The 25,341-nt window shown below is 60.8% G+C and carries 23 protein-coding genes and 1 pseudogene; 11 read left to right on the top strand and 13 right to left on the bottom strand.

Going from position 1 to position 25,341, the window contains the following annotated elements; all coding sequences use genetic code 11:
• The first annotated feature begins 160 nt into the window (after nucleotides 1-160).
• Nucleotides 161-1,639: an ATP-binding protein gene (locus tag P3T40_RS20990; RefSeq protein WP_429269651.1), complete on the top strand. Its 1,479-nt coding sequence runs from the start codon at nucleotides 161-163 to the stop codon at nucleotides 1,637-1,639.
• On the opposite strand, the gene P3T40_RS20995 is transcribed toward P3T40_RS20990, so the two are convergent.
• On the bottom strand, nucleotides 1,600-2,253 hold the full coding sequence (locus P3T40_RS20995; protein ID WP_429269652.1) for a hydrolase: 654 nt from the start codon (nucleotides 2,251-2,253) through the stop codon (nucleotides 1,600-1,602). The two genes, P3T40_RS20990 and P3T40_RS20995, sit on opposite strands and share 40 nt — an antisense overlap.
• Before the next feature lie 46 nt (nucleotides 2,254-2,299).
• Nucleotides 2,300-2,902, bottom strand: a pseudogene (locus tag P3T40_RS21000) (amidohydrolase family protein); the annotation flags it as partial.
• A gap of 192 nt (nucleotides 2,903-3,094) precedes the next feature.
• Between P3T40_RS21000 and P3T40_RS21005 the strand changes: the two are divergent.
• The 3 genes from P3T40_RS21005 to P3T40_RS21015 all read left to right on the top strand — a co-directional run bounded on the left by P3T40_RS21005 (nucleotide 3,095) and on the right by P3T40_RS21015 (nucleotide 4,877).
• Nucleotides 3,095-4,051 (top strand): helix-turn-helix domain-containing protein, encoded by a 957-nt coding sequence (locus tag P3T40_RS21005; RefSeq protein ID WP_429269653.1) that lies wholly within the window; start codon nucleotides 3,095-3,097, stop codon nucleotides 4,049-4,051.
• A gap of 163 nt (nucleotides 4,052-4,214) precedes the next feature.
• Entirely contained in the window at nucleotides 4,215-4,457 is a 243-nt protein-coding gene (locus tag P3T40_RS21010) for a DUF1427 family protein (protein WP_429269817.1), read from the top strand.
• A gap of 9 nt (nucleotides 4,458-4,466) precedes the next feature.
• Nucleotides 4,467-4,877 (top strand): DUF3331 domain-containing protein, encoded by a 411-nt coding sequence (locus P3T40_RS21015; RefSeq protein WP_429269654.1) that lies wholly within the window; start codon nucleotides 4,467-4,469, stop codon nucleotides 4,875-4,877.
• 26 nt (nucleotides 4,878-4,903) lie between these two features.
• Here P3T40_RS21015 and P3T40_RS21020 read toward each other — a convergent pair whose 3' ends face one another.
• Genes P3T40_RS21020 through P3T40_RS21035 form a run of 4 tightly spaced genes read right to left on the bottom strand, consistent with a single transcriptional unit; the run spans nucleotide 4,904 to nucleotide 10,091 of the window.
• Nucleotides 4,904-6,034 (bottom strand): FAD-dependent monooxygenase, encoded by a 1,131-nt coding sequence (locus P3T40_RS21020; protein ID WP_429269655.1) that lies wholly within the window; start codon nucleotides 6,032-6,034, stop codon nucleotides 4,904-4,906.
• Nucleotides 6,035-6,061: 27 nt separating this feature from the next.
• The gene (locus P3T40_RS21025; RefSeq protein WP_429269656.1) at nucleotides 6,062-8,326 is read right to left on the bottom strand and encodes a molybdopterin cofactor-binding domain-containing protein; all 2,265 of its coding nucleotides are present in this window, start codon (nucleotides 8,324-8,326) and stop codon (nucleotides 6,062-6,064) included.
• Nucleotides 8,323-8,808 carry a (2Fe-2S)-binding protein gene (locus P3T40_RS21030; RefSeq protein WP_429269657.1) on the bottom strand — a complete coding sequence of 162 codons (486 nt, stop codon included), beginning with the start codon at nucleotides 8,806-8,808 and terminating at the stop codon, nucleotides 8,323-8,325. The genes P3T40_RS21025 and P3T40_RS21030 overlap by 4 nt, the downstream gene beginning before the upstream one ends.
• Complete coding sequence (locus tag P3T40_RS21035; protein ID WP_429269658.1) at nucleotides 8,805-10,091, bottom strand: c-type cytochrome; 1,287 nt, start codon at nucleotides 10,089-10,091, stop codon at nucleotides 8,805-8,807. Before P3T40_RS21035 ends, P3T40_RS21030 begins: the two co-directional genes overlap by 4 nt.
• Nucleotides 10,092-10,354: 263 nt before the next feature.
• On the opposite strand from P3T40_RS21035, the gene P3T40_RS21040 reads away from it, so the two are divergent.
• On the top strand, nucleotides 10,355-10,549 hold the full coding sequence (locus tag P3T40_RS21040) for a hypothetical protein (protein WP_429269659.1): 195 nt from the start codon (nucleotides 10,355-10,357) through the stop codon (nucleotides 10,547-10,549).
• Between the two features lie 3 nt (nucleotides 10,550-10,552).
• Here P3T40_RS21040 and P3T40_RS21045 read toward each other — a convergent pair whose 3' ends face one another.
• Nucleotides 10,553-11,692 carry an alkene reductase gene (locus tag P3T40_RS21045; protein ID WP_429269660.1) on the bottom strand — a complete coding sequence of 380 codons (1,140 nt, stop codon included), beginning with the start codon at nucleotides 11,690-11,692 and terminating at the stop codon, nucleotides 10,553-10,555.
• A gap of 304 nt (nucleotides 11,693-11,996) precedes the next feature.
• Between P3T40_RS21045 and P3T40_RS21050 the strand changes: the two genes are divergently transcribed.
• Entirely contained in the window at nucleotides 11,997-12,422 is a 426-nt protein-coding gene (locus tag P3T40_RS21050) for a CopG family transcriptional regulator (RefSeq protein WP_429269661.1), read from the top strand.
• Nucleotides 12,423-12,487: 65 nt separating this feature from the next.
• Nucleotides 12,488-13,588, top strand: coding sequence for an extracellular catalytic domain type 1 short-chain-length polyhydroxyalkanoate depolymerase (locus P3T40_RS21055; protein ID WP_429269662.1), 1,101 nt, complete (start codon nucleotides 12,488-12,490; stop codon nucleotides 13,586-13,588).
• 65 nt (nucleotides 13,589-13,653) lie between these two features.
• Here P3T40_RS21055 and P3T40_RS21060 read toward each other — a convergent pair whose 3' ends face one another.
• Nucleotides 13,654-14,883 carry an Nramp family divalent metal transporter gene (locus tag P3T40_RS21060; RefSeq protein WP_429269818.1) on the bottom strand — a complete coding sequence of 410 codons (1,230 nt, stop codon included), beginning with the start codon at nucleotides 14,881-14,883 and terminating at the stop codon, nucleotides 13,654-13,656.
• A gap of 249 nt (nucleotides 14,884-15,132) precedes the next feature.
• Here P3T40_RS21060 and P3T40_RS21065 point away from each other — a divergent pair, with 249 nt between their 5' ends.
• The 3 genes from P3T40_RS21065 (at nucleotide 15,133) to P3T40_RS21075 (ending at nucleotide 17,860) form a co-directional block, all read left to right on the top strand.
• Nucleotides 15,133-15,435 (top strand): putative quinol monooxygenase, encoded by a 303-nt coding sequence (locus P3T40_RS21065; protein WP_429269663.1) that lies wholly within the window; start codon nucleotides 15,133-15,135, stop codon nucleotides 15,433-15,435.
• Between the two features lie 77 nt (nucleotides 15,436-15,512).
• Nucleotides 15,513-16,265 (top strand): SDR family NAD(P)-dependent oxidoreductase, encoded by a 753-nt coding sequence (locus P3T40_RS21070; RefSeq protein WP_429269664.1) that lies wholly within the window; start codon nucleotides 15,513-15,515, stop codon nucleotides 16,263-16,265.
• Between the two features lie 218 nt (nucleotides 16,266-16,483).
• Nucleotides 16,484-17,860, top strand: coding sequence for an IS4 family transposase (locus P3T40_RS21075; protein ID WP_429269665.1), 1,377 nt, complete (start codon nucleotides 16,484-16,486; stop codon nucleotides 17,858-17,860).
• Between the two features lie 16 nt (nucleotides 17,861-17,876).
• Here P3T40_RS21075 and P3T40_RS21080 read toward each other — a convergent pair whose 3' ends face one another.
• Nucleotides 17,877-19,223 carry an MFS transporter gene (locus P3T40_RS21080; protein WP_429269666.1) on the bottom strand — a complete coding sequence of 449 codons (1,347 nt, stop codon included), beginning with the start codon at nucleotides 19,221-19,223 and terminating at the stop codon, nucleotides 17,877-17,879.
• A gap of 81 nt (nucleotides 19,224-19,304) precedes the next feature.
• Complete coding sequence (locus P3T40_RS21085; protein WP_429269667.1) at nucleotides 19,305-20,384, bottom strand: Gfo/Idh/MocA family protein; 1,080 nt, start codon at nucleotides 20,382-20,384, stop codon at nucleotides 19,305-19,307.
• A gap of 355 nt (nucleotides 20,385-20,739) precedes the next feature.
• On the opposite strand from P3T40_RS21085, the gene P3T40_RS21090 reads away from it, so the two are divergent.
• Nucleotides 20,740-21,795 carry an alpha/beta hydrolase gene (locus P3T40_RS21090; RefSeq protein WP_429269668.1) on the top strand — a complete coding sequence of 352 codons (1,056 nt, stop codon included), beginning with the start codon at nucleotides 20,740-20,742 and terminating at the stop codon, nucleotides 21,793-21,795.
• Nucleotides 21,796-21,832: 37 nt separating this feature from the next.
• On the opposite strand, the gene P3T40_RS21095 is transcribed toward P3T40_RS21090, so the two are convergent.
• The 3 genes from P3T40_RS21095 to leuC form a co-directional block, all read right to left on the bottom strand.
• Nucleotides 21,833-23,158: an MFS transporter gene (locus P3T40_RS21095; protein WP_429269669.1), complete on the bottom strand. Its 1,326-nt coding sequence runs from the start codon at nucleotides 23,156-23,158 to the stop codon at nucleotides 21,833-21,835.
• Between the two features lie 98 nt (nucleotides 23,159-23,256).
• Nucleotides 23,257-23,916, bottom strand: a complete 660-nt coding sequence (gene leuD / locus P3T40_RS21100) for a 3-isopropylmalate dehydratase small subunit (RefSeq protein WP_429269670.1) — start codon at nucleotides 23,914-23,916, stop codon at nucleotides 23,257-23,259.
• Nucleotides 23,909-25,324: a 3-isopropylmalate dehydratase large subunit gene (leuC, locus tag P3T40_RS21105; protein WP_429269671.1), complete on the bottom strand. Its 1,416-nt coding sequence runs from the start codon at nucleotides 25,322-25,324 to the stop codon at nucleotides 23,909-23,911. Before leuC ends, leuD begins: the two co-directional genes overlap by 8 nt.
• Nucleotides 25,325-25,341 lie beyond the last annotated feature (17 nt).

Below are 25,341 nucleotides of genomic sequence, written 5' to 3' on the forward strand. Positions count from 1 at the left end.
TTGCAGCTATACAAACGTTTGAATAACTCAAACCAATGTTTGTGAAACGAACCTGCTTGCAGGTTTGAATTCATAGAGGGACTGCGATACCTTGAAGGCTTCAAGACGCGAGGCATGCCGTGCGATGGCTGGCAGGTCAAACCTGGATTGGGGGGCTTCGATGATTCAGATTGGCCGTTTTGAGCTCGATCCCGAGTTGCGCACGCTCAACGGCCGAAGCGGTCGCGTGCGCATCGGTGCGCGAGCGTTCGACATCCTTATGTATCTTGCGACTTCACGCGGCCGCCTCGTCACCAAGGATGAACTGATCCGGCATGTGTGGCCGGACACGATCGTTGAGGAGAACAACCTGCAGGTTCATCTGTCGGCCTTGCGCAAGGCGCTTGGAGCCGACAGGAATCTGATCGTGACGCTGACCGGGCGGGGCTATCAGTTGGCGGGCCACTTCACACGCGCGCAGGAAACAACGGCCGCGCAGACGGCGAGGAATGCGCGTGTGCCAAGGCGCATCATCGGGGATCTGCCCGCACAGGTGGGTGAACTGTACGGCCGCGAGAACGTGATTCAGGAAATCACTGATCTTTTGCCGCGGGCACGGGCAGTCACGCTGGTGGGCGCCGGCGGGATTGGCAAGACGTGCCTTGCGAGTGCTGTTGCCCGATGCCTCGCAGACCAGTTTGCCGATGGCGTGCACTTCGCCGGACTGGCGCCCCATGCGAACACGCCGGCAGTGCTGGGCGCAGTCGCTCACGCCTGCGGTCTGGCGTGCTCAGGCGGCACAATGAGTGCCGTGCAGATCGCGGCGGCACTTGCGGAGAAGCGCTGTTTGCTTGTACTCGATAATGCCGAGCATGTCATCGACGTGGTTGCCGATCTGGCCGAGGCTCTGACCCGTTTCAGTCCAGAGTTGCGCCTGTTGACGACCAGCCGTGAACCGCTTCGAGTGGCGGCCGAATCGGTCTACCAGGTGAAGCCGCTGGAGGCCCCGGCGAGCGACGCCCAATGCCAGGAGGTGCTGGCGCATTCCTCCGTGCGGCTGTTCTTGCAACGCGCCCGAGCGCTCCAGCCGGGCTTTGGCGACGACGCTGCGAGTATTGCGCTGGTCGGGGAGGTGTGCCGTCGGCTGGACGGCGTACCGCTTGCCATTGAGCTGGCCGCCGCACGCGCGGCGACGCTCGGTATAGACGGCTTGCACCGCAGACTCGATGACCGCCTGAATATATTGACCGGTGGCCGCAGGACTGCGCTGCCGCGGCACCGGACACTGCGTGCCACGTTTGACTGGAGTTACGCATTGCTCGACCCGGTAGCCCGGACCGTGTTTCGCCGGGTGGGCCAATTAGGCGGCACCTTCCACATCGAAGATGCGTGCACGATTGCCGCGAACGATGAAATCACCCCGACGCTCGTCATGACCAGCATCATTGAACTGGTCGAAAAATCGTTGCTCGGGGTAGAGTTCGAAGGCCCGGTGACACGTTACCGCCTGCCGGAATCGACACGGGCCTATGCGCGGGAAAAGCTGCGCGACGAAGGTGAAGGAGATGATCAGGTGGCCGGACAGCGGGTGTCCGGCTCTCGTGGTTCGCGATCCGCGCGTCAATGGCCTTCGCTTGCGCCGAACATGGTCTTCGCGTAGATCAAACCAAGGCCGTATGCGCCGCCATGGGCAATCGAGGTGGCAACGGTCTGGTTATAGGTTTCAGTACGGGCCCAGTCGCGTTGAAGTTCGAGCAGGTATTGCAGCGAAGTCATAGGTCGTGCGCCGATCTGGATCATCCGTTCCATCGCACGTTCATGCGCCTCGTCGGAGACATCGCCGCATGCGTCAGCAATCACGTAAACCTCGAAGCCCTGATCGATCGCGGATAAGGTGGGGCCGACGATGCAGACCGAGGTCCAAAGACCTGCCAGCGCAATCTTGTCCTTGCCGATCTTGTTGACCTGTTCAGCGATGCGGGCGTCTTCCCAGGAGTTCATCGTAGTCCGGTCGATAACGTGGTGCTCGGGAAACACCGAGCGGATCTCGTCGAAGATCGGACCGGAGAAGGATTTCTCGGCGACGGTGGTGAGAATCGTCGAGACCTTGAATTCCTTCGCTGCCTTCGCGACCAGCGCCGCGTTGTTGCGCAGCGTTACCGCATCGATCGATTTGGTCGCGAAGGACATTTGCGACTGGTGATCGATCATGATCAGCGTGTGATTGCTGGGATCAAGCATGGTCTTGCCGGGTTGAGCTTTTGCTACGGGCATGGTGGCCTCCGTAAAAGTGCTTTGAACCTACGATCTCCCGAGCGAGTCAGAAGGCAAAACAGCTACAGCCGAGCGCGCCCCAGAAGCCATTGGCGTCGCTCGCGGGAACATTGCTGCGCCATGCCCACAGGTGTCCGTGACCGTGTATGCCACACAGACTCACGCAACCGTCCGCGCAGGCCTGCAGCGGCGCCACAACTGGCCGGTACCGGCTGTAGCCGCCGAACTCGGTCACGGGTGACCATGACGGGCTAACCGGCAAGGGCGGGGGGGCAAGCGAACTGAACTCTTCATCGGCGTATACGACCTTGCCGTTCACTACTGTCAAAACCGATGTCAGGTATTTAATCTGCGGTTCGTCGATCGTGAAGTAGTCGTCGGTCAGTGCGGCGAAGTCAGCGAACTGTCCGGGCATCAGCGCGCCTTTACGGTCATCCTCTGAGGAGAACCAACTGCTGCCCACCGTATAGCGGCGCAGCGCTTCCATGCGGTCCAGCCGGTTTTGCTCGGGATACATCGGCGTGCCGCCGACCGGCAGGCCGGCTGCGAGCATCAGGCGGATGGGTGGCGTGCGCGCTACAGCTTCTTTGCCGTAGCGTTCGATGAAATACTCGCCCTGGTAGGCCATCCGATGCTGCAACGAGATACCGCGTTCTGAAGGGAATGGCGCGGAATTTCCACACCCGCGCGCGATGATTACGATCTGTAATTTCAGGCGGGTCGCTATCGAACTGTGCGGTTTGTGGGCTATGTATGATTGCGTCCGCGAATTCGACGGTACAGAATTTCGCCGTGAGCCGCTGCACCGTGATCAAGTCGTTCCGACATACGGGAGAAGGTAATGGCATCAACCGTCTTTAGCCTCGACGATACCCCCGTGAATCAACGCTTCTCGCACTTTCGCGAGGTGGTGGAATCGTTTTACATCCCAATCGGGCTGGAATGTGAGCATCCCGAACGGTTCAATGCGTGGGTTACCGGCAGCGAACTGGGCGAGGTCAGCGTCGGGACCTGCTTTCTTGCAGAGCAGCGCGTCAGCCGCAAGCCCGAGCATATCGCCCGCTCGGAAGACGATCGAATCAAGCTGATTCTGCCGCTGTCAGGCGCCATCGCGTCGCATCAGGACGGGAACGATGTCGTGGTTCGTCGCGGTGAGTTCTACATAACGGATCCCACCCGGCCTTATGAGGAACAGATTCTCGAAGACTTGACCTTTATCTACCTGTTGTTGCCGCGCAATCACGTGGTATCCAAAATCGATCAGATCGAAAAGGTCACGGCCACGAGTTTTGCTTGCGAGCAGCCGTACGCCCGGCTCGCTTCTGATTTCGCTCACAGTCTTTCAGCGGTCGGACCTGCGCTCGAAGGGTCCAAAGCGGTTCAGGCGGCCTCGGTTGTCACCGACCTTTTCACCATGGTGCTGTGGGAGCATATGAGCCAGGTGCGCACGCATAGCACCGTCTACCGGTCCACCTTATTTCGCCGGGCCAAGGCATTCATCGACGAGCACCTCACGGAGCCTGATCTCAGTCTTGCAAAGGTCGCGGCGGCGATGGGCGTGTCGAGTCGCTACCTGAGCGACCTGTTTTCGGAGGCCGCCTTTAATTACCGGCCGTATGTGCTGGAGCAGCGGCTCTTGCGCTGCGCGCAAAACCTGACCGACCCGCGGCTCGCTTATCTTGCGATAGCGGAAATCGCCTTGCAGTGTGGCTTCAGCGACAATGCGCATTTTAGCCGGGCGTTCAAGGCGGCGTATGGAATATCGCCGCGCGAGTACCGCGCGTGTCACAAGATTTAACGCTGCCTTCAGGACTTTTAAGTCGTCTATCCGTAACCTGATCTCAGTCGCAGCGTTGCGGATGGCTTCCTCGTTCTGGTTCGCATCACTAAGCGTGCATACCAGCACGCTGGCACGCGGTTCTGGACGTTCAGTCACGGAAGAACAGCATGAGAGAGAAGCGATGCCGTATCTGATCTCATTTGGAGCCGGTCTGGTGGTAGGGCTACTTTACTGGCTGGTGCGCGTGCATTCGCCTGCGCCACCCTTGATTGCACTGGCCGGCCTGCTGGGTATAGTTATTGGCGAAGGGGCGGTGCCGTTTGTGCAGACGCACCTGTTGCACGCCGGCTCTCGTGCGAACGTCGCGCCTGCGGCAAACGAGCAGCGTTCCGAGAGCGCGATCGATTTGCCCAAACAGACTTGAGATGCCGTCATGGAACAAGCCAATCCCTGGACTCGGGTAGTGTCGCTTTTATCTCATCTTGCCGGCGAGGACGACCTCCTCAGCGAGTCGTGCCGCGATCTCGCCTGGAACCTCCACGGTGCATGCAGAGGGCAGCGGAGCGACCCGCATCAAGACACGTCGACTGATCAATACTGCAGCAAGATTACGGCGATCGAGCGCCAGGGCGATGCAGCGGTTCTGGTTTCATGGTGCGATCCGACGATGTGCCGCTACGTCGATCAGGTCTGGACTCGAGTGACGGCCCGCAATGGCGGCTACTGCGCGCTGACCGGCGAGCGCATCCAGAGAGGTGACCTGATCTTCAAGCCGCGCGGCCGAGGCCAACACCGTCCTTCCAATTGCAACGAGATGATCCTGGCCGCCGCGTTCGTTTCGTAAGACGAGCGCGCCTGGATACAGGGGTGTCAAGCCTGCGCGTTGCCAAGGCCGAATTCGGCCGCCAGTTGCGGGCCTTTCTGCAGCAGCGGCGCAACGGCCTCGCGGCGCGCCGCGGCCCAGACTGCAAGACGCTGCGCAACGTCGTCGCTGTTGGCGGCTAGAGCCTCGGCCAGCGACACGGCGTCGTCCGCTGCTTTGGATGTGCCTGAGGCTGTATGCGGCCGCAGTGTGCAGGCTGCGTCGCCGACCAGCGCGACCCGTCCTTCGACAAAGCTGGGACTCAGCGCGTCGAAAATGGCCTGCACGAACGGCGCCCGGGTGGCGAGCACGAGTTGCGACAAGACCGCCGGCAAGCGCTGCGCCGCCAGCCCGTAGAGCTCGGCAAGCGAGCCGGCATTGAGTCGTCCTGCGCTGATCGACGCATTGTGGTGGCGCCCAGCGGAGTCGGTCAGATGCCGCTGGAGTTCGGCGGCGCTGCCTTCGTTGCGATACCAGAGCCAGTTGAAACGGCGCTTGCCGGGCGTGAGCGAGCCATCCAGGGCAGGAATCAGAAACGCCATGAACAGCTCGCCCGGTTGCCGGTGCAGCGTCATGTTTTCGACCAGGCTCGCGATCGCTTCCGTCTCGAAGGCGGTTTCTTCGACGATGCCGCGCCATGCAATATAGCCTGCGAATGACGACTGGTAGCCGGGAAAAAGCTGGGAACGCAGGCGCGACCCGGTGCCGTCGGCCGCAATCAAAATGTCAGCCTGCTCGCTGTGGCCGTCGCCGAACTGCACGTCGACACCCTGCGCATCCTGGACGAAGCTCGTCACCTCGCGTCCGTAGTGCATGCACTGCGCGGGCAACATGCTGCACAACGAACGATAGACCGCATCCCATGAAGAAAACGGCAACATCTCGGGCTCGTCGCGTGTGACGGCGCCGTCCGCCTCGATCCAGCGGCGCCGATGTGTGGGCACGCTGATCATGTCGCGGCAAGCGTGGCCATGATTCTCGAGAAAACGCATCATGCGGCGCAACACTGCCACGCCGCCGCCTTGCCCGCGTAGGGCATGCGCGGAGCGTTCGTAGACACGCACCTCATGGCCGGTGCAATTCAGTGTAAGGGCTGTCGCGAGCCCCGAAATCGAACCGCCTGCGATTGCTATCTTCATGTGGGCCGCACACTGCCAGTCATACGGTTAGACCTCGATTTGCCTTCGCAAACTGTCGCCGCCAAGCGGCATCTGACGCACACGCTTGCCTGTCGCGTCGAACAGGGCATTGGCGAGTGCCCCGGCCGTAGGCCCCATCGAGGCCTCGGCGCTCCCCAGAAAACGCGCGCCGGGGCGGTCGATCAGATGCACCTTGACACTGTCTGGAACCGCGGAGAAGCGCATGATCGGATAACTGCTCCAGTCAAAGCTTCGGATCTGCTTCGTATCGTATTGCAGTTCTTCGTACAGGGTCCAGCTCGACGATTGAATAATGCCGCCTTCAATCTGGTTGCGCACGCCATCCGGATTGACGATCTGCCCGCAGTCGACTGCGGCCACCACATGCTCGACGCGCACCTGGCCGGTTTCCCGCTCAACGGAAAGTTCAAGCGCAATCGCCACATAAGCCATCAGGTTCTTGTACTGCGCAAACGCAAAGCCAATCCCGTGGTTGGGCTGACGCGGTGGCCGGGGCCAGCCGAATTCCTTCGCGGCGAGGCGGATTACATCCTGCGCGCGTGAATCCTGCAGGTGCTTGAGGCGAAACTCGACGGGGTCCATATGCGCTGCGAACGCCAGTTCATCCATGAAGCTTTCGATGGCGAACACGTTGGTGTGCGCGCCGAGTGAGCGCATGGCCGACGTGTTGAGCGGCATTGTCGGCGAGAAATTGTTCATCACATGGGCGTTCGGCAGGACGTACAAGGGAATCGCATTGCGGTCGCCGCCGCCTTCGGGCTGCAGCATCGGCGTCGACGGTGCAGAGACGAAGGGCTTGGCCAGCTGTCGTGCGGGAACGAGACGCCCGGCGTTGACGATCCGCTCGTTGTGCGAACTGCTCCAGAGCGCGTAGTCCCAGTTGACGATGTTGCCCTGCGCGTCGAGCGATGCGCTCACCTCGGTCACCATCGCAGGCGTGAAGTGATCCCACGTGTTCTCCTGATCGCGCATCCATTGCACGCGCACCGGCTGGGCGGGGAGCGCCACTGCGATCAGCGCCGCATGTGTGGCCGCGTCGTCGGCGCCGTTATGGCCGTAGCAGCCCGAGCCTTCGGTATGGATGCAGCGGACCTTTTCCTTCGGCATCGAGAGCATTTCCGCCAGCCCGTCGCGCAACGGGTAGACGCCTTGGGAGTGGGTCCAAACGGTGAGGGCGTCGTTTTCGAAGACCGCCACCGAGCACGACGGACCAATCGAACCATGCAGCAGGTAGCGCTTGATGTAGGCCGCATTCAGCGTCTTCACCGCCGGTGCCGCAGCCCCGTGCGTGTTGGCGATTTCGATGTGTTGCGTGCAAAGGGGCTTGAGCTGCTGATGGACGGTAGCGGGATCGGGCAGCGCGCGTCCGGCGCTCCATTTGCTGCCAGCCGAGAGCGCTCGTTGTGCGAGTACGGCCTGCCATTCGCCCTTGGCCACGACGGCGAGCATATTGCCATTTCTGACGATCTTCACCACGCCGGGCATTTTCATGACCTCGGCCTCGTTGGTCTCGAGCAGATTGGCGTCGTAGGACGGCGGCATCACAGCACGGGCATGCACCATGTTCGGCAGGTGCATGTCCTGCACGTAGCTGGCGCCGCCCGTGAGTTTGCCCGGTATGTCCAGACGCGGGAGCGACGTGCCGATGACCTTGAACGTGCCCGGATCTTTCAGTGACGAAGTGGGCGTGGCGCTGCGATGCAGATCGACGCTTTGGACGGCTTCCCCGTATGTCACAGTGCGTCCATCGGGGGTGGTGATCTTCGCGTCCTGAACCTTGAGCGTTGCACTGTCGACGCCTAGACGTTGCGCCGCTGCATCCACCAGCAGGCCGCGCACCTGTGCCGCCGCATTCAGCAAGGCTGTGCCGCTGTCCGCGATGGTGTGACTGCCGGCGGTCAAGCCTTCGTCGGGGGAGAGGCCGGTGTCGGCGGTGAGAAAGTTGATCAGCGACGGCGCCATGTTCAGCTCCTCCGCCGCGACCTGCAGCAAGGCGGTGCGCACGCCGGTACCGAGTTCCACCTTGCCGGTGAACACCGTCACCTTGCCGTCAGGCGCGATCTTGATCCACGCGTCGAGCAAAGGGTTCGTCTTCAGGCTGCCGGCGAGCAGATCGTTTTGCTTGCTGACCTGCACTGCGGCGCCTTCGTCGGCGATCACTTCCTGCGCCAGCGCATTCGCGCCCGGCACCAGAGTGAAGCCGACGACCAACGCGCCCGACAGAACGAAGCGGCGGCGTCCCTCGTCGACCTGATCGTCCTGTGCGCTCATTGCGATGCTCCGGTTGCCTGAGCGGGTTCGGGCAGTCCTGCCACCTGCCGGATGGCCGCCAGAATGCGTATATGAGTGCCGCAACGGCAAAGGTTAGGCTCCATCTGCTCGCGCAACTGCACCTCAGTGGGATGCGGCGTGCGGTCGAGCAGGGCTTGGGCGCGCATGACCATACCGGCAATGCAATAGCCGCACTGTGCCGCCTGAAGCTCGATGAAGGACTTCTGCAAGGGGCTGGGATGGTCGACCGTGCCCAGGCCTTCGATGGTCCGCACAAGGCGGTTGCCGATGGCCGAGACCGGCAGCAGGCACGAAAAGACCGCCCGGTCGCCGACAATCACCGTGCACGCGCCGCATTGCCCAAGGCCGCAGCCGAACTTGGCGCCGTGCAGTTGCAGATCGTTGCGCAGGGCATACAGCAGCGGCGTCGACGGATCGATGTCGAGGGCGTGCTGCACCCCATTTACTGTGAGCTGGATCATCGCGCCTCATTCTCCTTTCTGACCTTCGATACGGTGTCGTCGACAGCGGTCCACTGAACCCGCGTCGAGTAGGTGGCGCGCAGGTAGCTCGCCAGATCGGCAAGCTGGTCGTTGCTGAAGACGTCGCCGAACGGCGGCATGTAGTTCATCCTGTCCTCACCGTGCCACGGCACGCCACCCATCATCATCTGGATCGCGTTGCGTGGCGTTTGCGCATTCACAGCCGTACTGAACGCGAGTGTGGGACGCGTGCCGATGGTCTGCATGGGCGAGCCGCTGCCGTGACAGGACGCACACGAGCCGTTAAACAGAATCGCGCCGCGCTGTGCACTGGCTGATCCGGCATCCTGAGATGTCTGCGCAGCGGTCTTCCCGATCGCAGGCGGGACCGGATTCTGAATCGACAGGATGTAAGCCGCGATGGCCTCGACGTCTTCTTGCGGCACGGTGGCCAGGTCGCGCGTGACGGGCAGCATGGGGCCCGCAGCGGCGCCGTGCTCGCTGGCGCGGCCGGTCCGCAGATAGGTCACCAGCTGCTCTTTTGTCCAGGGCCTGACCGCATTGCCCAGCTGGTTAAGCGGCGGTGCCTCCCAGCCGTCCACCTGGCCGCCGTCGAATGCACGGCCGGACTTCTCGCCGCCGATGACGTTGAGCGGTGAATGGCACGATGCGCAGTGTCCGAGGCCGTCCACCAGCAGGTGACCGTGATTCCACTCCGCGGTTTGCGCCGCGTCCGGCGTACGCTCGCCCGGATGCAGGAACAGCACGTTCCAGAACGCGACCAGCGGCCTGAAATTCAACGGAAAGATCAGCTTGTTGTCGGGCGCTGTGGCCTTGACCGGATCGCGGCTCATCAGATACGCATACGCAGCGGCCACGTCATGGTCCGACATGCGCGTGAAGTGGATATACGGAAAGGCTGGGTAAAGTTGATGGCCGTCACGCGAGATGCCGTAGCGCACCGCGCGGGTGAACGCCTGCAGCGACCACGTACCGATGCCCGTCTCAGCGTCGGGCGTGATGTTGGTCGCATAGATGGTGCCGAACGGCGTAGCCAGCGGCAGGCCGCCGGCAAACGGCGGGCCGCGCCTCGCGGTGTGGCAGACCACGCAGTCACCGAGCGCGACGACGCGCGCGCCATCCAGTTTGAGCTGACGGTCGAATGACGATGCCGCAGGCGGCTGCACCGCAGCAATGCTGGGTTCCCACATGATGCCCACAGCGACGGCGCATGCCACAAGGACAGCGGCGATAGCCGCGAAAATTACCGGCTTGCGAGTCATCGCAGCACCTTCCACAAAGTAACCGCGTCACAACGCGTCAACACGAAGATATCGGTCAGCATTCCGTAATACTCACGGACTCAACGTGAGTTGAAATATACTCTATAATTGATCACATGATCAATTGAGTTCGAATTTTTCGAGTTTTCACCCACGGTGTCACATGCCACTCCCGCGTATTTGAATGCTATACAGGCTGCAACGAAATATCCTTGGGCGCCGCTTAATTTTCCTGAAGTCACGTGCATTTCGTGCTGCAACGCATGGCGCGAGAGACCTGGAACACGATCGCGGACGCCGACGCCAAGGCGATCATGCTGGATGCACTGCGCCGGGTGCAGGACGCACTGAACGACATCGCGACGCAACTGCAGCGCATCTCGGGATGGCAGCCGGCCGAAGCCGCAGGTCCCGGCGTGGTCAACGCGGCCCATAGCGTGGCTGCAATCACTCAGTGATATTCAAAAGTCGCCTAGTTCCAGTCCTCCCGGGGCCGCCTTTTCGTTCGCATAGGTCGGGTAGTCTGTGTATCCCGCAGCGTCGCCCCCGTACCACCCAAAGCTGTTGGCGGTCGTTAGCGGCTGCTGATGCCCGATGCGTGCGACGAGGTCCGGATTCGCGATGAAGAGCCGAGCGTACGCGACTAACTGTGCCGTTCCGTCAGCAATCAAGGTGTCCCCTTGCTCCAGGCTCAGGCCTCCATTGACCATCAATGTTCCATCAAAGGAGCCCCTGATAATTTCGATAATTTCCGGCAAATCCGGCTTTCCGATCCAGCCATTGGTGTCTGCTGCGTGGACGTAGGCAACGCCCATTTCCTGGAGCATCTGTGACACGTAACGGCAGGTCGCGCCAGGGTCGGGGTCCCGGACATTGTTGTACAACGCGAAGGGTGAAATGCGCACACCGACTCTGCTAAGCGGCATGACATCGCCAATCTGTTCGAGAATCTCGCGGAGAAGGCGTGCGCGATTTTCGACGGAACCGCCGTATTGGTCATTGCGCGTGTTAATAGTCGAAGAGAGAAACTGATGCAGGAGGTATCCGTTGGCGGCGTGGACTTCGACGCCATCAAAGCCTGCCGCGTGAGCGCGCTTGGCCGCCGCCCCATAGCAGCTTACGACTTCGGTGACCTCGGCCGTGCTCATCGCCCGCGAGGGAGTGGCGTGGATCTTGGTGTAGTGCCCGTTTTGCAACTGCGCCCATACCTGTAGTTGCTCGAGATCGTCATTGATTCCCGAGGGTGACAATGGAGCTTGCCCGTCGAGCAGCGCGAAAGAGCTAATGCGGCCCCCATGCCAAAGCTGCAGGAAAATCCGTCCGCTTGCTGCATGCACACGCGCAACAACAGGACGCCAGGCTTCCCTCTGTTCATCGGTATAGATCCCCGGCGCTAGCTCGAACGCGGCAGACATTTCGCTGACGTTGGTGGCCTCGGTAATGATCAGACCGGCCGAAGCCCGTTGCTCGTAGTACTGAGCCATGAGCGCATTGGGCAATCCACGAGTCTTTGCTCGACAACGTGTCATAGGCGCCATAACAACCCGGTTTTTGACGGACAAGCCGGATGGTAGTTGATGAGGCGTGAGAAGGGCGGACATGCTTTCTCCTGCAGGCGTCGAGGGTGGTGGCGTCAGAAACGTATTTGATTCTATGCAGTGCGAAGCAGCCGAACACGTTAAAAGATATGAAGGTCTGACCAGCCGGTGTAACGGGAACATCGCGCTACTCCTGCCTCCGGGCGCATGCGGAAAGGTTCAGAAAATTTAATGTTGCGTCGAGCTGTGGGGCAGCGCTGGGCAGATTGGCGGCGCGCGCCGACATCGTCCGACCCCTAATTAAGATGTTGCGGCGCGCCCAGAATCGGCCTATAACCATCCATATGGATGGTAAGAAGATGGAAATATGAAAAATCTGGCGGCACCCGACGCGACGCGTCCCAAAGGCGGTGATTCGGAAAAGATCACGATCAATCTCGGTCCCGTCGATCTCGGACAGATCGATCTGCTGGTCGAAGAGGGCTTTTATTCGAACCGGACAGACCTGATTCGCACGGCCATTCGCAACCAGCTCGCGCTGCACGCGCAGGTCGTCCAGGAAACCATTACGCGTCGTGCGCTGGTGCTCGGATTGCAGCATTTTTCCAGGCAGGATCTCGAGGCGGTGCGAGCCGCGCACGAACGTCTCAACATTCAGGTGCTGGGGCTGGCGAGCATTGCCTCGGACGTTTCGGCAGAACTCGCGCTCCAGACCATCGGGAGCGTGGAGGTGCTGGGAGCGTTTCATGCTTCGCCAGCCGTGAAGAGGGCGCTTGCGGACAGAATCCGCTAGCCGTTCGACGACCGGCACCGTCAAACCCCGACTAACCCCGATACACTCGCTAACCGGACAAGATGATGAAATTAAATGAAGGATTCCTAAATTCGATGCACGAAGCGATGACGCTATTACGTACCCGCGGCGCTGCTGAAGCGACAGAAGTGATACAACGCGCACTGCGAGGCGAAGCCTCCGGCGCACCGAGCGAAACCGTGCCGCAGGATGAGACGGCGAGACCCGTAGTCTCACCGTTTGCGGAAGCAAGGAAGACGGCGCCTGTCGCCCGTGCGACGCGGCAAGCAGACGTCGACGTTGAAGAGCGCGGCCATTTCAGCACGCTCACGTATTCGAACGCTGCCGGTAGCCGTCAATATCGGCTCTATGTGCCTGCGGGCGCCACCGGTGAGCCACTTCCGTTGGTTGTGATGTTGCACGGTTGTACGCAGGACGCCAATGATTTCGCGAGGGGCACGCAGATGAATGCGCTTGCCGAGCGGCATCGATGCCTCGTTGCTTATCCGGTGCAGCCGCGGGAGGCCAATCCGTCGAAGTGCTGGAACTGGTTCAAGCCCAACGATCAGCATCGCGAGCGCGGCGAGCCGTCGTTGATCGCAGGCATCACGCGTGAAATCATCGCAGCTCACAACGTTGATCCTTCACGCGTTTATATCGCCGGTATGTCGGCGGGCGGCGCCATGGCGGCGATCATGATTGAGGCGTATCCGGAACTGTACGCCGCGGCCGGTGTGCACTCCGGTCTTCCCGCGGGCTGTGCGCACGATTTACCTTCGGCGCTCGCAGCCATGAAAGGCGGCAGACGCGGTGGAGCAGCAGGGCGTGCAATCCGCGATGCACGTGCGCCACGACGGCCCATGATCGTCTTTCACGGCGACGCAGACGCGACGGTGCACATCACGAATGCCACGCGCATCGTGCAGGGCTTTGATGCAAAACCGGACGTTTCCAACGACGCGCGCCGGATCAATGCGGGCCAGCGGGCCTGCAGCGTTTCGCGACTGGTCTCCAGCGATGGTGTCGAGGCGGAAATGTGGACCATTCACGGCGCACCGCACGCGTGGGCGGGTGGGAATGCCCAGGGCAGCTACACGGACCCGAGCGGTCCAGACGCGAGTGCCGAAATGCTGCGCTTCTTTTTTGATCATCCCCGTCGCGAATGATGATCTGCTCTCCGAAGGATCGCGCGACGGCGGCTTTATCGACCACGGCGGTCCGGGCACGCTGATCAGCCAGGCCAGAACATGCCGATTGCCGCCAATCCCATCGCCGCCGTAGCGATCCAGCCGAAGATGCGCAGCAGACCAACTACGGCAAACTCGCCCATGACCCGCCGGTTGCCCGACATCAGCATGACAAGCGCCATGATCGGCACGGCGGCGAGACCGTTGATAACAGCGCTCCAGTAGAGCGCTTTGATCGGATCGAAGTGTGTGAAGGTCAACGCGACGCCGCCGAGAATCGATACTGCAATTACGGCGTAAAACTGCTTTGCGAGGTTGACCTGGAGCGCCAGACTATTGCGCCACTTCATCGTTCCGGCCGCAGCGTATGCAGCGGAGCCAGCCAGCACAGGCAGCGCGAGCATACCGGTGCCGATAATGCCAAGGCTGAACAGCGCGAATGCAAGGTTCCCCGCGATGGGCTTGAGCGCGCTGGCGGCATCGGCCGTTGTGTTCACCTCGATGTGGTGAGCATGCAGCGTTGCCGCCGCCGACAAAATGATAAAGAACGCGATACCGTTGGACAGACCCATGCCGACCCATGTGTCCAGATTGATGCGCTTGAGTTGGGCGGTGGCCTGTATCGGCGCACGTAGCAGTGGCTGCTGCACCGGACTTGAGCGGATCTCCTCGACTTCCTGCGATGCCTGCCAGAAAAAAAGATAGGGGCTGATTGTCGTCCCCAGTACCGCGACCACGGTTGTCAGATAGGGAGCCGAAAAAACGATGGGAGGTTTGACGATGCTCAAACCCACCGCCTTCCAGTCGACGGGAATCACGAAGGCAATCGCAACGTACGCAAATAGCGTCAGCGTGAGCCATTTCAGATAGCGTGCATAGCGCTCGTACGGCATGAACATCTGCAGCAGAAGAGAAAATACGCCCAGCAGCACGACATAGAGTTGCACCGGGCCGCCAAGCACCAGCTTCGCGGCTGCGCCCATGGCCGCGATATCGGCGGCGATATTGATGGTGTTTGCGATGAACAGCAGCAGCACTGCGAAGTAAAGCACGGCAGGCGAGTAGTGACGCCGCAGATTGGTAGCGAGTCCTTTTCCGGTAACTCGTCCCATCCTTGCGCTGACCAGTTGAATGGCGACCATCAGCGGGTACGTGAGCAGCATGGTCCACAAGAGCCCGAAGCCGAACTGCGCGCCGGCCTGCGAATAGGTTGCGATGCCGCTCGGATCGTCGTCGGCGGCTCCCGTTATCAGGCCCGGGCCCAGGCGTCTCATCCAGGAGCGTTCCGCTTTGTCTTCGACAACGAGCTCCGGCTCTAGCTGGTCCTGCAGATTTTCGGTTGTCATTTTCATGCTCCCGGTGGTCGGCTCGACGCAGTCTCTTCGCAGTCTCTTTGGGACGCATACGCAAGGAGCGTTCCTGACCGCTTTGCTCGTTTGTGCCCCCCAGATGCCCTGACGGCCCGCGAGCATGATCGCCGGTATGGCGCTACACTCGTGACCCTTTGTCAAGGAGAGCACCGCATGTCGTCTGAAATCCGTGTAGTCGCAATCGTTCAAGGCAAACCGGGTACCGCTGACGCGATCGAGCAAGTGTTATTGCGTTGTGTGGCGCCGAGTCGTGCCGAGACGGGCTGTCTGCTTTATACGCCGCACCGCGACCTCAACCGCGCCGATCAGTTTGTCTTTTTCGAACGATGGGCAAGCCGCGCAGCGCTCGCCCAGCACGAGCGCACCGAGCACTTTAAGCAACTGGTTCGCGAACTGACACCCCTGGTTGTCAAGCCGCTCGACGTGACGATACTCGAGGCGCTACTCGACGACTGAGCATGTTCCGTCGCCGCGGCGAGGTCATCGTTGTCGACGATGGTCACGCTCTCGTTTAACAGTCCTGGAGGCAAAACATGGGGTTCGATTTCAACGGTAAGCGCGTCGTCGTTGCGGGAGGCTCGCGCGGCATTGGCCGCAGCATCGCGCAAGGTTTCGCGCACGCAGGCGCCGCCGTGTCCGTCTGTGCACGCAATCTGCAAGGATTGAAAGCAGTCGAGGCGGAGCTAGCCGTCTATAACCATGCGGTCCATACCGCACCTTGCGATCTCGCTGACGGCGAGGCGATCACCGCTTACATCGCGGCCGCTGGCGAGGCGCTCGGCGGTATCGACATTTTGATCAACAACGCGTCCGGTTTCGGAGGCGGGGATACCGAGGCCGGTTGGGAGGCCGGCATCCAGGTCGACCTGATGGCAACGGTGCGCGCGGGTCATGCGGCATTGCCATTCCTGCGGAAGTCGGCCGACGCCGCCATCGTCAACGTGACGTCCATCGCAGCGCTGCGTCCGTCGCCACGCACCCAGTCTTACGCGGCGATCAAGGCAGCGGTCGCGCACTATACGGCTTCACATGCATTGACACTCGCGCCGGATCGGATCCGTGTCAACGCGGTAGCACCCGGCTCGATCGAATTTCCAGGTGGGTCGTGGGAACAGCGCAAGACGTCCGATCCCAAGCTTTATGAGCGGATACTGCATTCGGTTCCGTTCGGCCGGCTTGGGACGCCGGCGGAGGTCGCGAGTGCGGTGCTGTTTCTCGCCAGCTCGCACGCGGGCTGGATCACCGGCCAAACCTTGGTAGTCGATGGCGGCCAGGTGTTGACGTAAGCACCAATACGCATGCAGGGACGGGCATAGGTCCGTCCCTGCATGCAACATCCGTAAGGCGATACGAACTGTGTCTAGCTGGAATGGCACTTACTTAAGCCAGCATGGAGGAGAAGACGCGGGTAAGTACTTGAAGAGAAACGGAGGAGGCTGATCCAGGGATTGATAGGATGGTTGTTACCAGGCAAACACCCGTCTCATTCCAAGGACCGGCCCCCATGGATCGTAATGCACGAAGTCATCAGAGGCAAACACGAGGCGGCGTTCAAAGCCGGGCACGCAGGGCCCAGGCGGTTGACTACTTCAACATACTGACGAGCCCAGGGCTGTTGGACATAACGGAAGCGCATTTGCCAGAACATCGGGAACGGCTGTATCCGCCGACGGTGACACTGTCGATGTTCATGCGCCAGGCGCTGGAAGAGGACGCCTCCTGTCAGAAGGCGGTCAACGGGTGGGCCGCGCAGCGAGCTGCCGACGGGCTGCGACCCATGAGTGTGCGTACGGGAGGCTACTGCCGCGCTCGCCAGAGACTGCCGCTGACGATGGTGCGGGAGTTGACGCGCGAGACAGGACGTCAACTGCACCAGCAGGCCAGAGCGGCCTGGAAGTGGCGCGGGCGCCCGGTCAAGCTGGTTGACGGTACAGGGATCTCGATGCCCGATACGCCGTCGAACCAGGCCCGCTTCCCGCAGTCCAGTTCTCAGGCCGAAGGAGTGGGATTTCCGTTAGCCTATCTGGTTGCGGTGATCTGTCTGGCAAGCGGCGCAGTGCTGGAGGCGGCTATCGGAACGTACGCGGGCAAAGGCAGCGGGGAGCTGACGGCGTTTCGCATGCTGCAAGATACGTTTTGCAAAGGTGATGTGATCGTCGCCGATGCCTTGTACTGCCACTACTTTCTGATGGCCTCAATGATCGCCGCCGGAGTGGATGTCGTGATGGAACAGCATGGGGCGCGCCGCACCGACTTTCGGCGAGGCAAGTCGCTGGGCATGCGCGATCACATTGTGACGTGGCCCAAACCCCGGCAGCGTCCCGACTGGATGACGCGTGAGCAGTACCAGGCCTTCCCCGATGAACTGATGGTGCGCGAGTCCAGGCTGCATCACCGGGTACTGGTCACCACGATGCTTGATGCACGCAAGACCAGCAAACAGGACCTCTCGCAGTTGTACGCCAGGCGTTGGAACGTGGAACTGGATCTACGTAACATCAAGACGACGATGGGTATGGACGTACTGCATTGCCAGACTGCCCACATGAACGAGAAGGAGATCTGGGTCCATCTGCTGGCCTATAACGTGATTCGGTTGCTGATGGCTCAGGCCGCGAGCCACCATGCCACCGATCCGAGAACACTGAGTTTCAAACACACCGTGCAGTTATGGACTGAATGGCTGGCCCGAGGTCTGGCAGCAACTCACCACCAGAGTCTCCTGTTCAACCTGATCGCGCAGTCTCGTGTTGGGAACCGCCCCGGGCGCATCGAACCACGAATGCGGAAACGAAGACCGAAGTCTTACCCATGGCTCAAAGAGCCTCGTCACACCGCACGCGAGCGCGTCCGAAAATATGGGCACGCGCCACGGGCTTAAGTAAGTGCCATTCTGTCTAGCTGGACTGCGTAACCGCATAGGTGTCCTGCTCCCGCTTCATTGGCGGCACGATAATTTCGATTTTGCCCACAAGAAAGATATACGACAGGATGCCCAGTACGGCGACGATCGAGACGTACCACATTGCATAGTGGAAATTATGCGTACGCTGCAGGATGACGCCGAAAATAATAGGCGTCGTAATGCCCGAAATATTGCCGAACAGGTTCAGAAATCCGCCCATCGTCCCGATCAGATTGCGGGGAATGACATCCGTAAATACCACCCAGCCGAGATTGGCCACGTTGTTGCCGAAGAAGGCCAGCGACAGGATGCCGATCGCGATGACAGGCTGGTTTTCGAAAAAATTCACAAACACTATCATGGCCGTCAGCGTGAGGCCAAAGATCACTGGCACCTTGCGCGCGACGGTCAGGGATTTACCCCTTTTCAGCAGGCTATCGCTGAGGAAGCCGCCGGCTAGCATGCCCACCATCGCCATCAGATAGGGGATGGATGCGCCAAGTCCCGCTTTGGAGAGCGTGAGGTTCAAGCCCTTTTCGAGGTACACGATGAACCACGTCATGAAGAAGATCAACGTCGAGTTGTAGGCGAACTGTGTGACGAACAGGCCCCAGACGGTCTTGCTCTTGAGAATGTACAGAATGTCCTTTCCGTCGAATCTGGCTTCAACTGCGGACTGATCCTGAGATCCGTAGCCGCCTCCCGCCTTGATATAGTCGAGCTCGGCCTGACTGGTTTTTTTGCTGTCCTTGGGGTCGCGATACACGAGCAGCCAGTAAATCCCGAACGCGATCCCTGCACCACCTGTCGCGTAGAACACCATTTGCCAGCCGTAACGCGCCGTCAAAAAAGTCAGGACAGGTGTGAACAACGCGAGACCGATATATTGCGAGCTGATATAGGTCGCCGTCGCCCGCGCGCGTTCGTTTTTTGGAATCCAGTTCGCGAGGATCTTGGTGTTCGAGAGATAGGAGGGCGCCTCAGCGAGGCCAATCAAGGCCCGGCAGACCAGCAGCACCGCAAACGAGGCGCCGACCGTCGCGAACAGACGATGGGAAGCAAAACCCATCGCGAACGTACATGTGCTCCAGACAAGGATCGCGCTGCCGTACAGGACTCGCGATCCGATTCGATCGAGGAGATAGCCCACGGGAATCTGACTCGCGGCATAAGTCCACGTGAACATGGAAAAGAGCAGCCCGAGCTGCGTTGCCGAAAGAGCAAACTCTCCCTGTATCTTGCTGCCCGCGATCGCGAGATTGGCCCGGTCCATGTAGTTAATGGCCGTGACCACAAAGAGTAAAAAAACGACGAAATATCGGGTCTTTGTTGTTTTCATGATCTTGCTTTCAAGATGCCTTGGTGAGGCCCAATCAGACGTGTGTCACCCGACTTGAGAGTCGGCCATTCGTCGTCGCTCTCACAGTGGGAATTTGATAACGGCATTCTTCTGCTTGCTGCGGTAAATGGCCGTGAACAGCTCCACGGTCTTCCGGCCATCCACCCCGTCAATCAAGGGCCTCGTATGGTTGCCTACCGCAGTCAGAAAATCGTCGATTTGCCGCTCGTGGTAGACGTATAAGGAGTCCGCAGAACTGAATTGCTTCGCATCCTCATTTTTCCAATCGGCGAGCATGTGTTCTTCTCCTTTGATCGTCCAGATATCGTTGTACGGAGGCTCTGTGATGGTCGACACGCCCGCGATGAACATCGCGCCACCGTCGGTCTGCACGCCAACCGAGGCACCGTTGTCGCCGTGAACGTGGACCTTCCCGTATAAAGCGGGATTCTGCGCATTGCTCACCAGGATGTTGGCAATGGCGCCGCTTTTGAACTTCACGATGGCCGCTGCCGTATCTTCGACTTCAATGTAGTCGTGGTTGACGTTCTTCCATACGCCATAGAGTTCGTCGATATCGCCCAAATACCATTGCAGCAGGTCCAGCTGATGGGGCGCCTGATTGACGAGAACGCCGCCGCCTTCGCCGGCCCACGATCCCCGCCACGGATCGCTCTCGTAGTACTGCCGGTCTCGCCAGCCGAGCATGACGACGTTGCCGATGACGGGCCGGCCGATCTTGCCGGCATCGATGGCCTGCCTGACCCGCATGGCGGATGGATAAAAACGCCGCTGGCAGACGACGCCGACAGCGCGCCGGTGTTCTTCCGCGCAGGACAGGATCAGATCGCAGTCTTCAAGAGACGAAGCGAGGGGTTTTTCGATCAGCACATGGCAACCGCCTTTCAACGCGGCGACCGCGACCGAAGCGTGTTGCGGATGCGGCGTGCAGATGCAGACGACGTCGACCTGCGCGTCCTCGGCCATGGCTTCGACGTTGTCGAATGCCCGCACCCCGTACTGACGGCCAAGGGTCGTCGCCCTATCGAGAGAAGTGCTGCATACGGCGACGAACTCCGAGTTCTCGAGGCGCGCGAGCGCTCTCGCATGGAAATGACCGACCTTTCCGCAGCCGACAATGGCCGTTCTGAGTTTTTTCATGGTGGTTCCCAATTACTTTAAGAGTACTGACGGGTTCATTACCGTTTTGAAAGCCGGGTCGTTTATGAATTGTGCACGGGTATGGAAAGCATTGCACCGTACATGACACTAGCCAACGCACGTCGACACTGAAATGCTGACCGTCGGCATCACTGCAGCGTTTATTCATTTCACTTACCATGTGATCGATCGTGTCAAACGCACAAGACCGTTTGCCCGATCGTTCAATCACACACCGTCATAGCTTCACTACCGCGACGCATTCGAAGCCGACACTGTCCTGGCCATCGGCCCGGCGCCGCGCCGCTTCCTTTGTGATCGATTTAACTTAACTCACCACGCGAATCCATTACCCATGAGGTTTTCGAAGTTCTTTCTCCTTGCATGCGCCGCCTTCGCCGGAGTGTGCGGCACTGCTCTTGCTGACGACAGCACGCTTGCGCCCCGGCAGGTACCCGCGAAGACCGTGCCGGTTCCCACTGATGTCAGCCCTGAGATGCAAAAGTTGATTGCGGCGCCGCTCAATCCTGCCTGGAACGTTTTGTGGAAGACCGGCGAGGAATGGAGAGCGGCGGCGAATGTGCGCGCCGCCCAGGTCGATAAAACGATCCCGGCAATGCTCGAACGTCTGCATGTGACGATGCACGCCGAAACGATGAACGGGGTGAGGGTCTTTGTCCTGACACCTGACGACATTCCGCCTGAACACCGCGACAAGGTACTCATTCATGTTCACGGCGGCTGCTATGAACTTTATCCCGGCGAGTCGGGAACGACCGAGGGCATCATCATGGCGGGGCTTGGACACTACAAGGTCATCTCGGTCGATTACCGCATGCCGCCGGAGGCTTATTTTCCCGCGGCCCTTGACGATGTGTTGACGGTGTACAAGGACGTGCTCAAGACCACGGACTCCAAAAACGTAGCGGTGTTCGGCACCTCTGCGGGTGGTGCCCTGGTACTCGAGACGATGCTGCGCGCGAAGCAGGAGGGGTTGCGACTGCCAGGGGCGATAGCGCCAGGCACGCCGATGTCCGATGTCACGAAGACGGGCGACTCGTTCTACACGAATGAGAAGGTCGACAACGTGCTGGTGTCGCCCAATGGATTCTGTCACGCCGCGACGGTGGTGTACGCACATGGCCATGATCTCAAGGATCCGCTGCTTTCGCCGGTCTACGGAGATATGCATGACTTCCCGCCCACCATCCTTACGACTGGGACACGCGACCTGTTGCTGAGCAATACGGTGCGCGTGCACCGGAAGCTTCGGGAGGCGGGTGTCGAGGCGCAACTTGAAGTCTTCGAGGGTCTGTCGCACGCCCAATATCAGGTGGACGATCGCATACCGGAAACCAAGGAAGCCTTCGGGGAAATCACCGAATTCTTCGACAAGCATCTCGGCCATTGATGGGACATGGCGGCTGCTCAAGCCGCCATGCCTGCGCTTATGGCATCTTCGGTTCGGTACGCGCCGCGCCCCGGCGCAGGCCGAACGCATAGGAGATCACGGCCGACACGAGCAGCGTCGCACTGACGAAATACAAGCCCAGCGAGAAGTCTCCACTCATATCGCGCAGCTTGCCGATCACCATCGGGCCGATCGTGCCGCCGATCAGGCTGCCCATTGCGTTGATCAGCGCGATGCCTGCTGCGGCCGCCGAGCCCGACAGAAATTGCGTCGGCATGCTCCACAACGGCGGCTTCGCCGCATTGATGCCGAAGTTCGCGACCGACAACCCGACGATCAGGATCAGCGCGCTAGTCGCATGGCCGGCCATCAGCATCCCGACACCAGCAGCGAGACAGGCAATCGCAACGTGCAGACGGCGTTCGTTGGTGCGGTCGGAGTTGCGCGCCCACAGCACCATGCCAACCACCGCGACGAGGTTCGGAATGGCATTGACGAGGCCCAGTTCGAAGTAACCAAAGCCGAAATGGTGGATGATCATCGGCGCCCAGATGCCGACCGCGTACAGCCCGGTCGAGGTGCCTGCGTAGACGAGCGCAAGCAGGAGCACGCGCGGGTCCTTCACGGCACCCCATACGCTCGACGCGCTTTGCGCGGCCTTCGTCGCGCGCTCACGTGTCATTTCATCGGTGAGCCAGCTACGCTGCGATTCGCTCAGCCATTTCGCGTCTTCCGGACGGTCGGTCAGGACGAACCACGACGCGATGCCAAGTAGCACGGTCGGCAGCCCTTCGACGATGAACAACCACTGCCAGCCGTGCAGGTGCGCGACGCCATTTATCCCTAGCAACGCGCCCGAGATCGGCGAACCGATCATGTTCGACAGCGGAGCGGCGGTCATGAACATCGCGGTGACGAACGCACGGTGCCGGGCGGGGAACCAGTAGCTGAGATACAGAATGATGCCGGGAAAGAAGCCCGCTTCGGCGAGACCGAGTGCAAAGCGCAGCGCATAAAAGCTATACGGACCGGTGGCGAATGCGGTCGCCGCCGATAGCGCGCCCCACACGACCATTAGCAGTGCGATCCAGCGGCGCGCGCCGACGCGCTGCAGCGCCAGGTTCGACGGCATCCCAAACACGATGTAGCCGACGAAGAAGATCCCGGCGCCGACGCCGAACATCGACTGCGTGAGGCCAATGTCGTGGTTCATGGTCAACGCCGCGAAGCCGACGTTCACCCGGTTCAGGAAGCTCACGAAATACAGCACGATGATGAACGGAGCGATACGCCGCGAGATCTTGCGGATGGTGCTTGCCTCGAGCGTGCTGAGCTCGTCTGCCGCAGGGGAGGTCGATGTCATCTGTGTCTCCTTGCCGTTTCGCGCGACGTGCGAACGATCTGTTTGAAACGAACGGCTCGCCGCGACCTTGTGGCGAGCCGGACGAGCACAACTTCAGTTCATGACGCGGCGGACTCTGCCGCCATTTTTGCCTGCTGCGCCGGCAGATCGATGCGGGCCCACGGCTGCGCGGCCCAGTGGCCAGCTTCGAACGCGTCGATCGCATCAGCCTGGCGCAGCGTCATGCCGATCATGTCGAGCCCTTCGAGCAGCATCTGCTTCTGCCGCGGCGGGATCGAGAACGCATGGCGCCGGCCGCTTGGGCTCACAACAACCTCGCCGACCACGTCGATCGTGATCTGCTTGTTGCTTGCCGTTTCAACCTCGGCGACAAGCGCCTCGACTTCGTCGGGCGGCAGCGTGACGAGCAGCAAGCGGTTATTCAGCGCGTTGAAATAGAAAATTTCGCCATAGCTCGGCGCAATGACGGCGTCGATGCCGGTTTGCTGCAAACCCCATACCGCGTGTTCCCGGCTCGAGCCGCAGCCGAAATTCGAACCGCCGAGCAGGATCCGCACGCCGCGATACTCGGGACGGTTCAACACGAAGTTCTCGCGCGGGCGGCCATCGGTGTCGAAGCGCAGGTCATACAGCACGCCACGTGCGAGGCCCGATTTGTCGATGCCAAGCAGGAACTGCTTGGGCATGATCTGGTCGGTGTCGAGGTTGTTGATCGGCAGGGGCGCCGCGATTCCGGCAATCACATGCTGTTCAGACATGACTGAGTTCCTTGCGTACGTCGACGATGTGTCCCGCGATGGCGGCCGCAGCGGCCATCGCAGGGCTCATCAGATGGGTTTTGCTGCCGCGTCCCTGGCGGCCCTCGAAGTTGCGATTCGTCGTCGAGGCACAGCGCTCTCCCGGCTTGAGGACGTCGTCGTTCATCGCGAGGCACATCGAGCAGCCAGGTTGGCGCCATTCGAAACCGGCGTCGATCAACACCTGTGCGACGCCTTCGCGCTCCGCCTGGTCCCGCACGAGGCCCGAACCGGGCACCACCATCGCACGCACGCTAGCGGCGACTTTGCGGCCGTGCACGACGGCGGCTGCCGCGCGTAGATCCTCGATTCGCGCGTTGGTGCACGAGCCGATGAACACGCGGTCGATGGGCGTGCCTTCAATCGGCGCGCCGCCTGGCAACGCAATATAGTCGAGCGCCTTGCGCATCGTCGCGGCGTCGAGGCCGGCGCCAGCCGCGCTGTCGGGAATACAGCCATCTACCGGCACGGCCTGATCCGGGCTCGTTCCCCATGTGACATACGGCGCAACGATGCTCGCGTCGAAGCGGTGTTCCGCGTCGAAATGCGCATCCGCGTCCGAGCGTAGCGTGCCCCACGCGGCGCAGGCCGCATCGAGGGTTGCCGTATCGAGATCGCGGACCTTCGAGCGTACGTATTGAAGTGTGGTGCGATCGGGAGCGATCAGCGCAGCTCGCGCGCCGGCTTCGACCGTCATGTTGCACAAGGTCATACGGGCTTCGGCGGAAAGCGCGGAGATGGCCTCACCGGTGTATTCGACCGCGAAGCCGCGGGCGCCTTGCGCGCCGATCTGCGCAATGATGTGCAGCACGAGATCCTTGGAGGTCGTGCCTGGTTGCAGCACGCCGTCCACGGTGATTCGCATGTCCCGTGCAACGCGGTAGACGAGGGTTTGTGTTGCCAGCACGTGCTCGACTTCCGACGTGCCGATGCCGAAGCCTAGCGCACCGAGTGCGCCATAGGTGGTCGTGTGGCTGTCGCCGCACAGGACGACCATGCCGGGACGGATCAGCCCGAGCTCGGGCGCGACCACATGTTCGATGCCTTGTACGGGATCGTTGACGTCGAACAGGTGAATGCCTTGTTCGGTGCAGTTGCGCGTAAAGTTTGCGGCCTGCTTTGCCGCGTCGACGACCTCGATCGTGCGCGCCGCGACTGGAACAGGGCGCGTCGGGATCACGTGATCGACGATGCCCATCTGCTGGTGCGGACGACGCACGCGCAACCCTTTCTCACGCAGTCCGGCGAACGCCTGCGGGCTGGTGTATTCGTTCATGATGTGCAGATCGGCATAGAGCAGCACGTGCTGCTCGTCGATCCGGCTTACCGTATGCGACGCAACAAGGCGCTGATACAGGGTCTGTGACATTCGATCCTCATGCAGTT

This window comes from Paraburkholderia sp. EB58 (assembly GCF_050436665.1).
Taxonomy (GTDB): Bacteria; Pseudomonadota; Gammaproteobacteria; order Burkholderiales; family Burkholderiaceae; genus Paraburkholderia.

Coding starts and splice junctions, on each gene's coding strand:
- P3T40_RS21005 (WP_429269653.1), top strand. CDS start 3,095: ATGGCATCAACCGTCTTTAGCCTCGACGATACCCCCGTGAATCAACGC.
- leuD (WP_429269670.1), bottom strand. CDS start 23,916: ATGTCTGAACAGCATGTGATTGCCGGAATCGCGGCGCCCCTGCCGATC.
- leuC (WP_429269671.1), bottom strand. CDS start 25,324: ATGTCACAGACCCTGTATCAGCGCCTTGTTGCGTCGCATACGGTAAGC.
- P3T40_RS21055 (WP_429269662.1), top strand. CDS start 12,488: ATGAAATTAAATGAAGGATTCCTAAATTCGATGCACGAAGCGATGACG.
- P3T40_RS21075 (WP_429269665.1), top strand. CDS start 16,484: ATGGATCGTAATGCACGAAGTCATCAGAGGCAAACACGAGGCGGCGTT.
- P3T40_RS21040 (WP_429269659.1), top strand. CDS start 10,355: ATGGCGCGAGAGACCTGGAACACGATCGCGGACGCCGACGCCAAGGCG.
- P3T40_RS20995 (WP_429269652.1), bottom strand. CDS start 2,253: ATGCCCGTAGCAAAAGCTCAACCCGGCAAGACCATGCTTGATCCCAGC.
- P3T40_RS21030 (WP_429269657.1), bottom strand. CDS start 8,808: ATGATCCAGCTCACAGTAAATGGGGTGCAGCACGCCCTCGACATCGAT.
- P3T40_RS21010 (WP_429269817.1), top strand. CDS start 4,215: ATGCCGTATCTGATCTCATTTGGAGCCGGTCTGGTGGTAGGGCTACTT.
- P3T40_RS21065 (WP_429269663.1), top strand. CDS start 15,133: ATGTCGTCTGAAATCCGTGTAGTCGCAATCGTTCAAGGCAAACCGGGT.
- P3T40_RS21070 (WP_429269664.1), top strand. CDS start 15,513: ATGGGGTTCGATTTCAACGGTAAGCGCGTCGTCGTTGCGGGAGGCTCG.
- P3T40_RS21025 (WP_429269656.1), bottom strand. CDS start 8,326: ATGAGCGCACAGGACGATCAGGTCGACGAGGGACGCCGCCGCTTCGTT.
- P3T40_RS21080 (WP_429269666.1), bottom strand. CDS start 19,223: ATGAAAACAACAAAGACCCGATATTTCGTCGTTTTTTTACTCTTTGTG.
- P3T40_RS21085 (WP_429269667.1), bottom strand. CDS start 20,384: ATGAAAAAACTCAGAACGGCCATTGTCGGCTGCGGAAAGGTCGGTCAT.
- P3T40_RS21015 (WP_429269654.1), top strand. CDS start 4,467: ATGGAACAAGCCAATCCCTGGACTCGGGTAGTGTCGCTTTTATCTCAT.
- P3T40_RS21060 (WP_429269818.1), bottom strand. CDS start 14,883: ATGAGACGCCTGGGCCCGGGCCTGATAACGGGAGCCGCCGACGACGAT.
- P3T40_RS21090 (WP_429269668.1), top strand. CDS start 20,740: ATGAGGTTTTCGAAGTTCTTTCTCCTTGCATGCGCCGCCTTCGCCGGA.
- P3T40_RS21095 (WP_429269669.1), bottom strand. CDS start 23,158: ATGACATCGACCTCCCCTGCGGCAGACGAGCTCAGCACGCTCGAGGCA.
- P3T40_RS21020 (WP_429269655.1), bottom strand. CDS start 6,034: ATGAAGATAGCAATCGCAGGCGGTTCGATTTCGGGGCTCGCGACAGCC.
- P3T40_RS21045 (WP_429269660.1), bottom strand. CDS start 11,692: ATGTCCGCCCTTCTCACGCCTCATCAACTACCATCCGGCTTGTCCGTC.
- P3T40_RS21050 (WP_429269661.1), top strand. CDS start 11,997: ATGAAAAATCTGGCGGCACCCGACGCGACGCGTCCCAAAGGCGGTGAT.
- P3T40_RS21035 (WP_429269658.1), bottom strand. CDS start 10,091: ATGACTCGCAAGCCGGTAATTTTCGCGGCTATCGCCGCTGTCCTTGTG.
- P3T40_RS20990 (WP_429269651.1), top strand. CDS start 161: ATGATTCAGATTGGCCGTTTTGAGCTCGATCCCGAGTTGCGCACGCTC.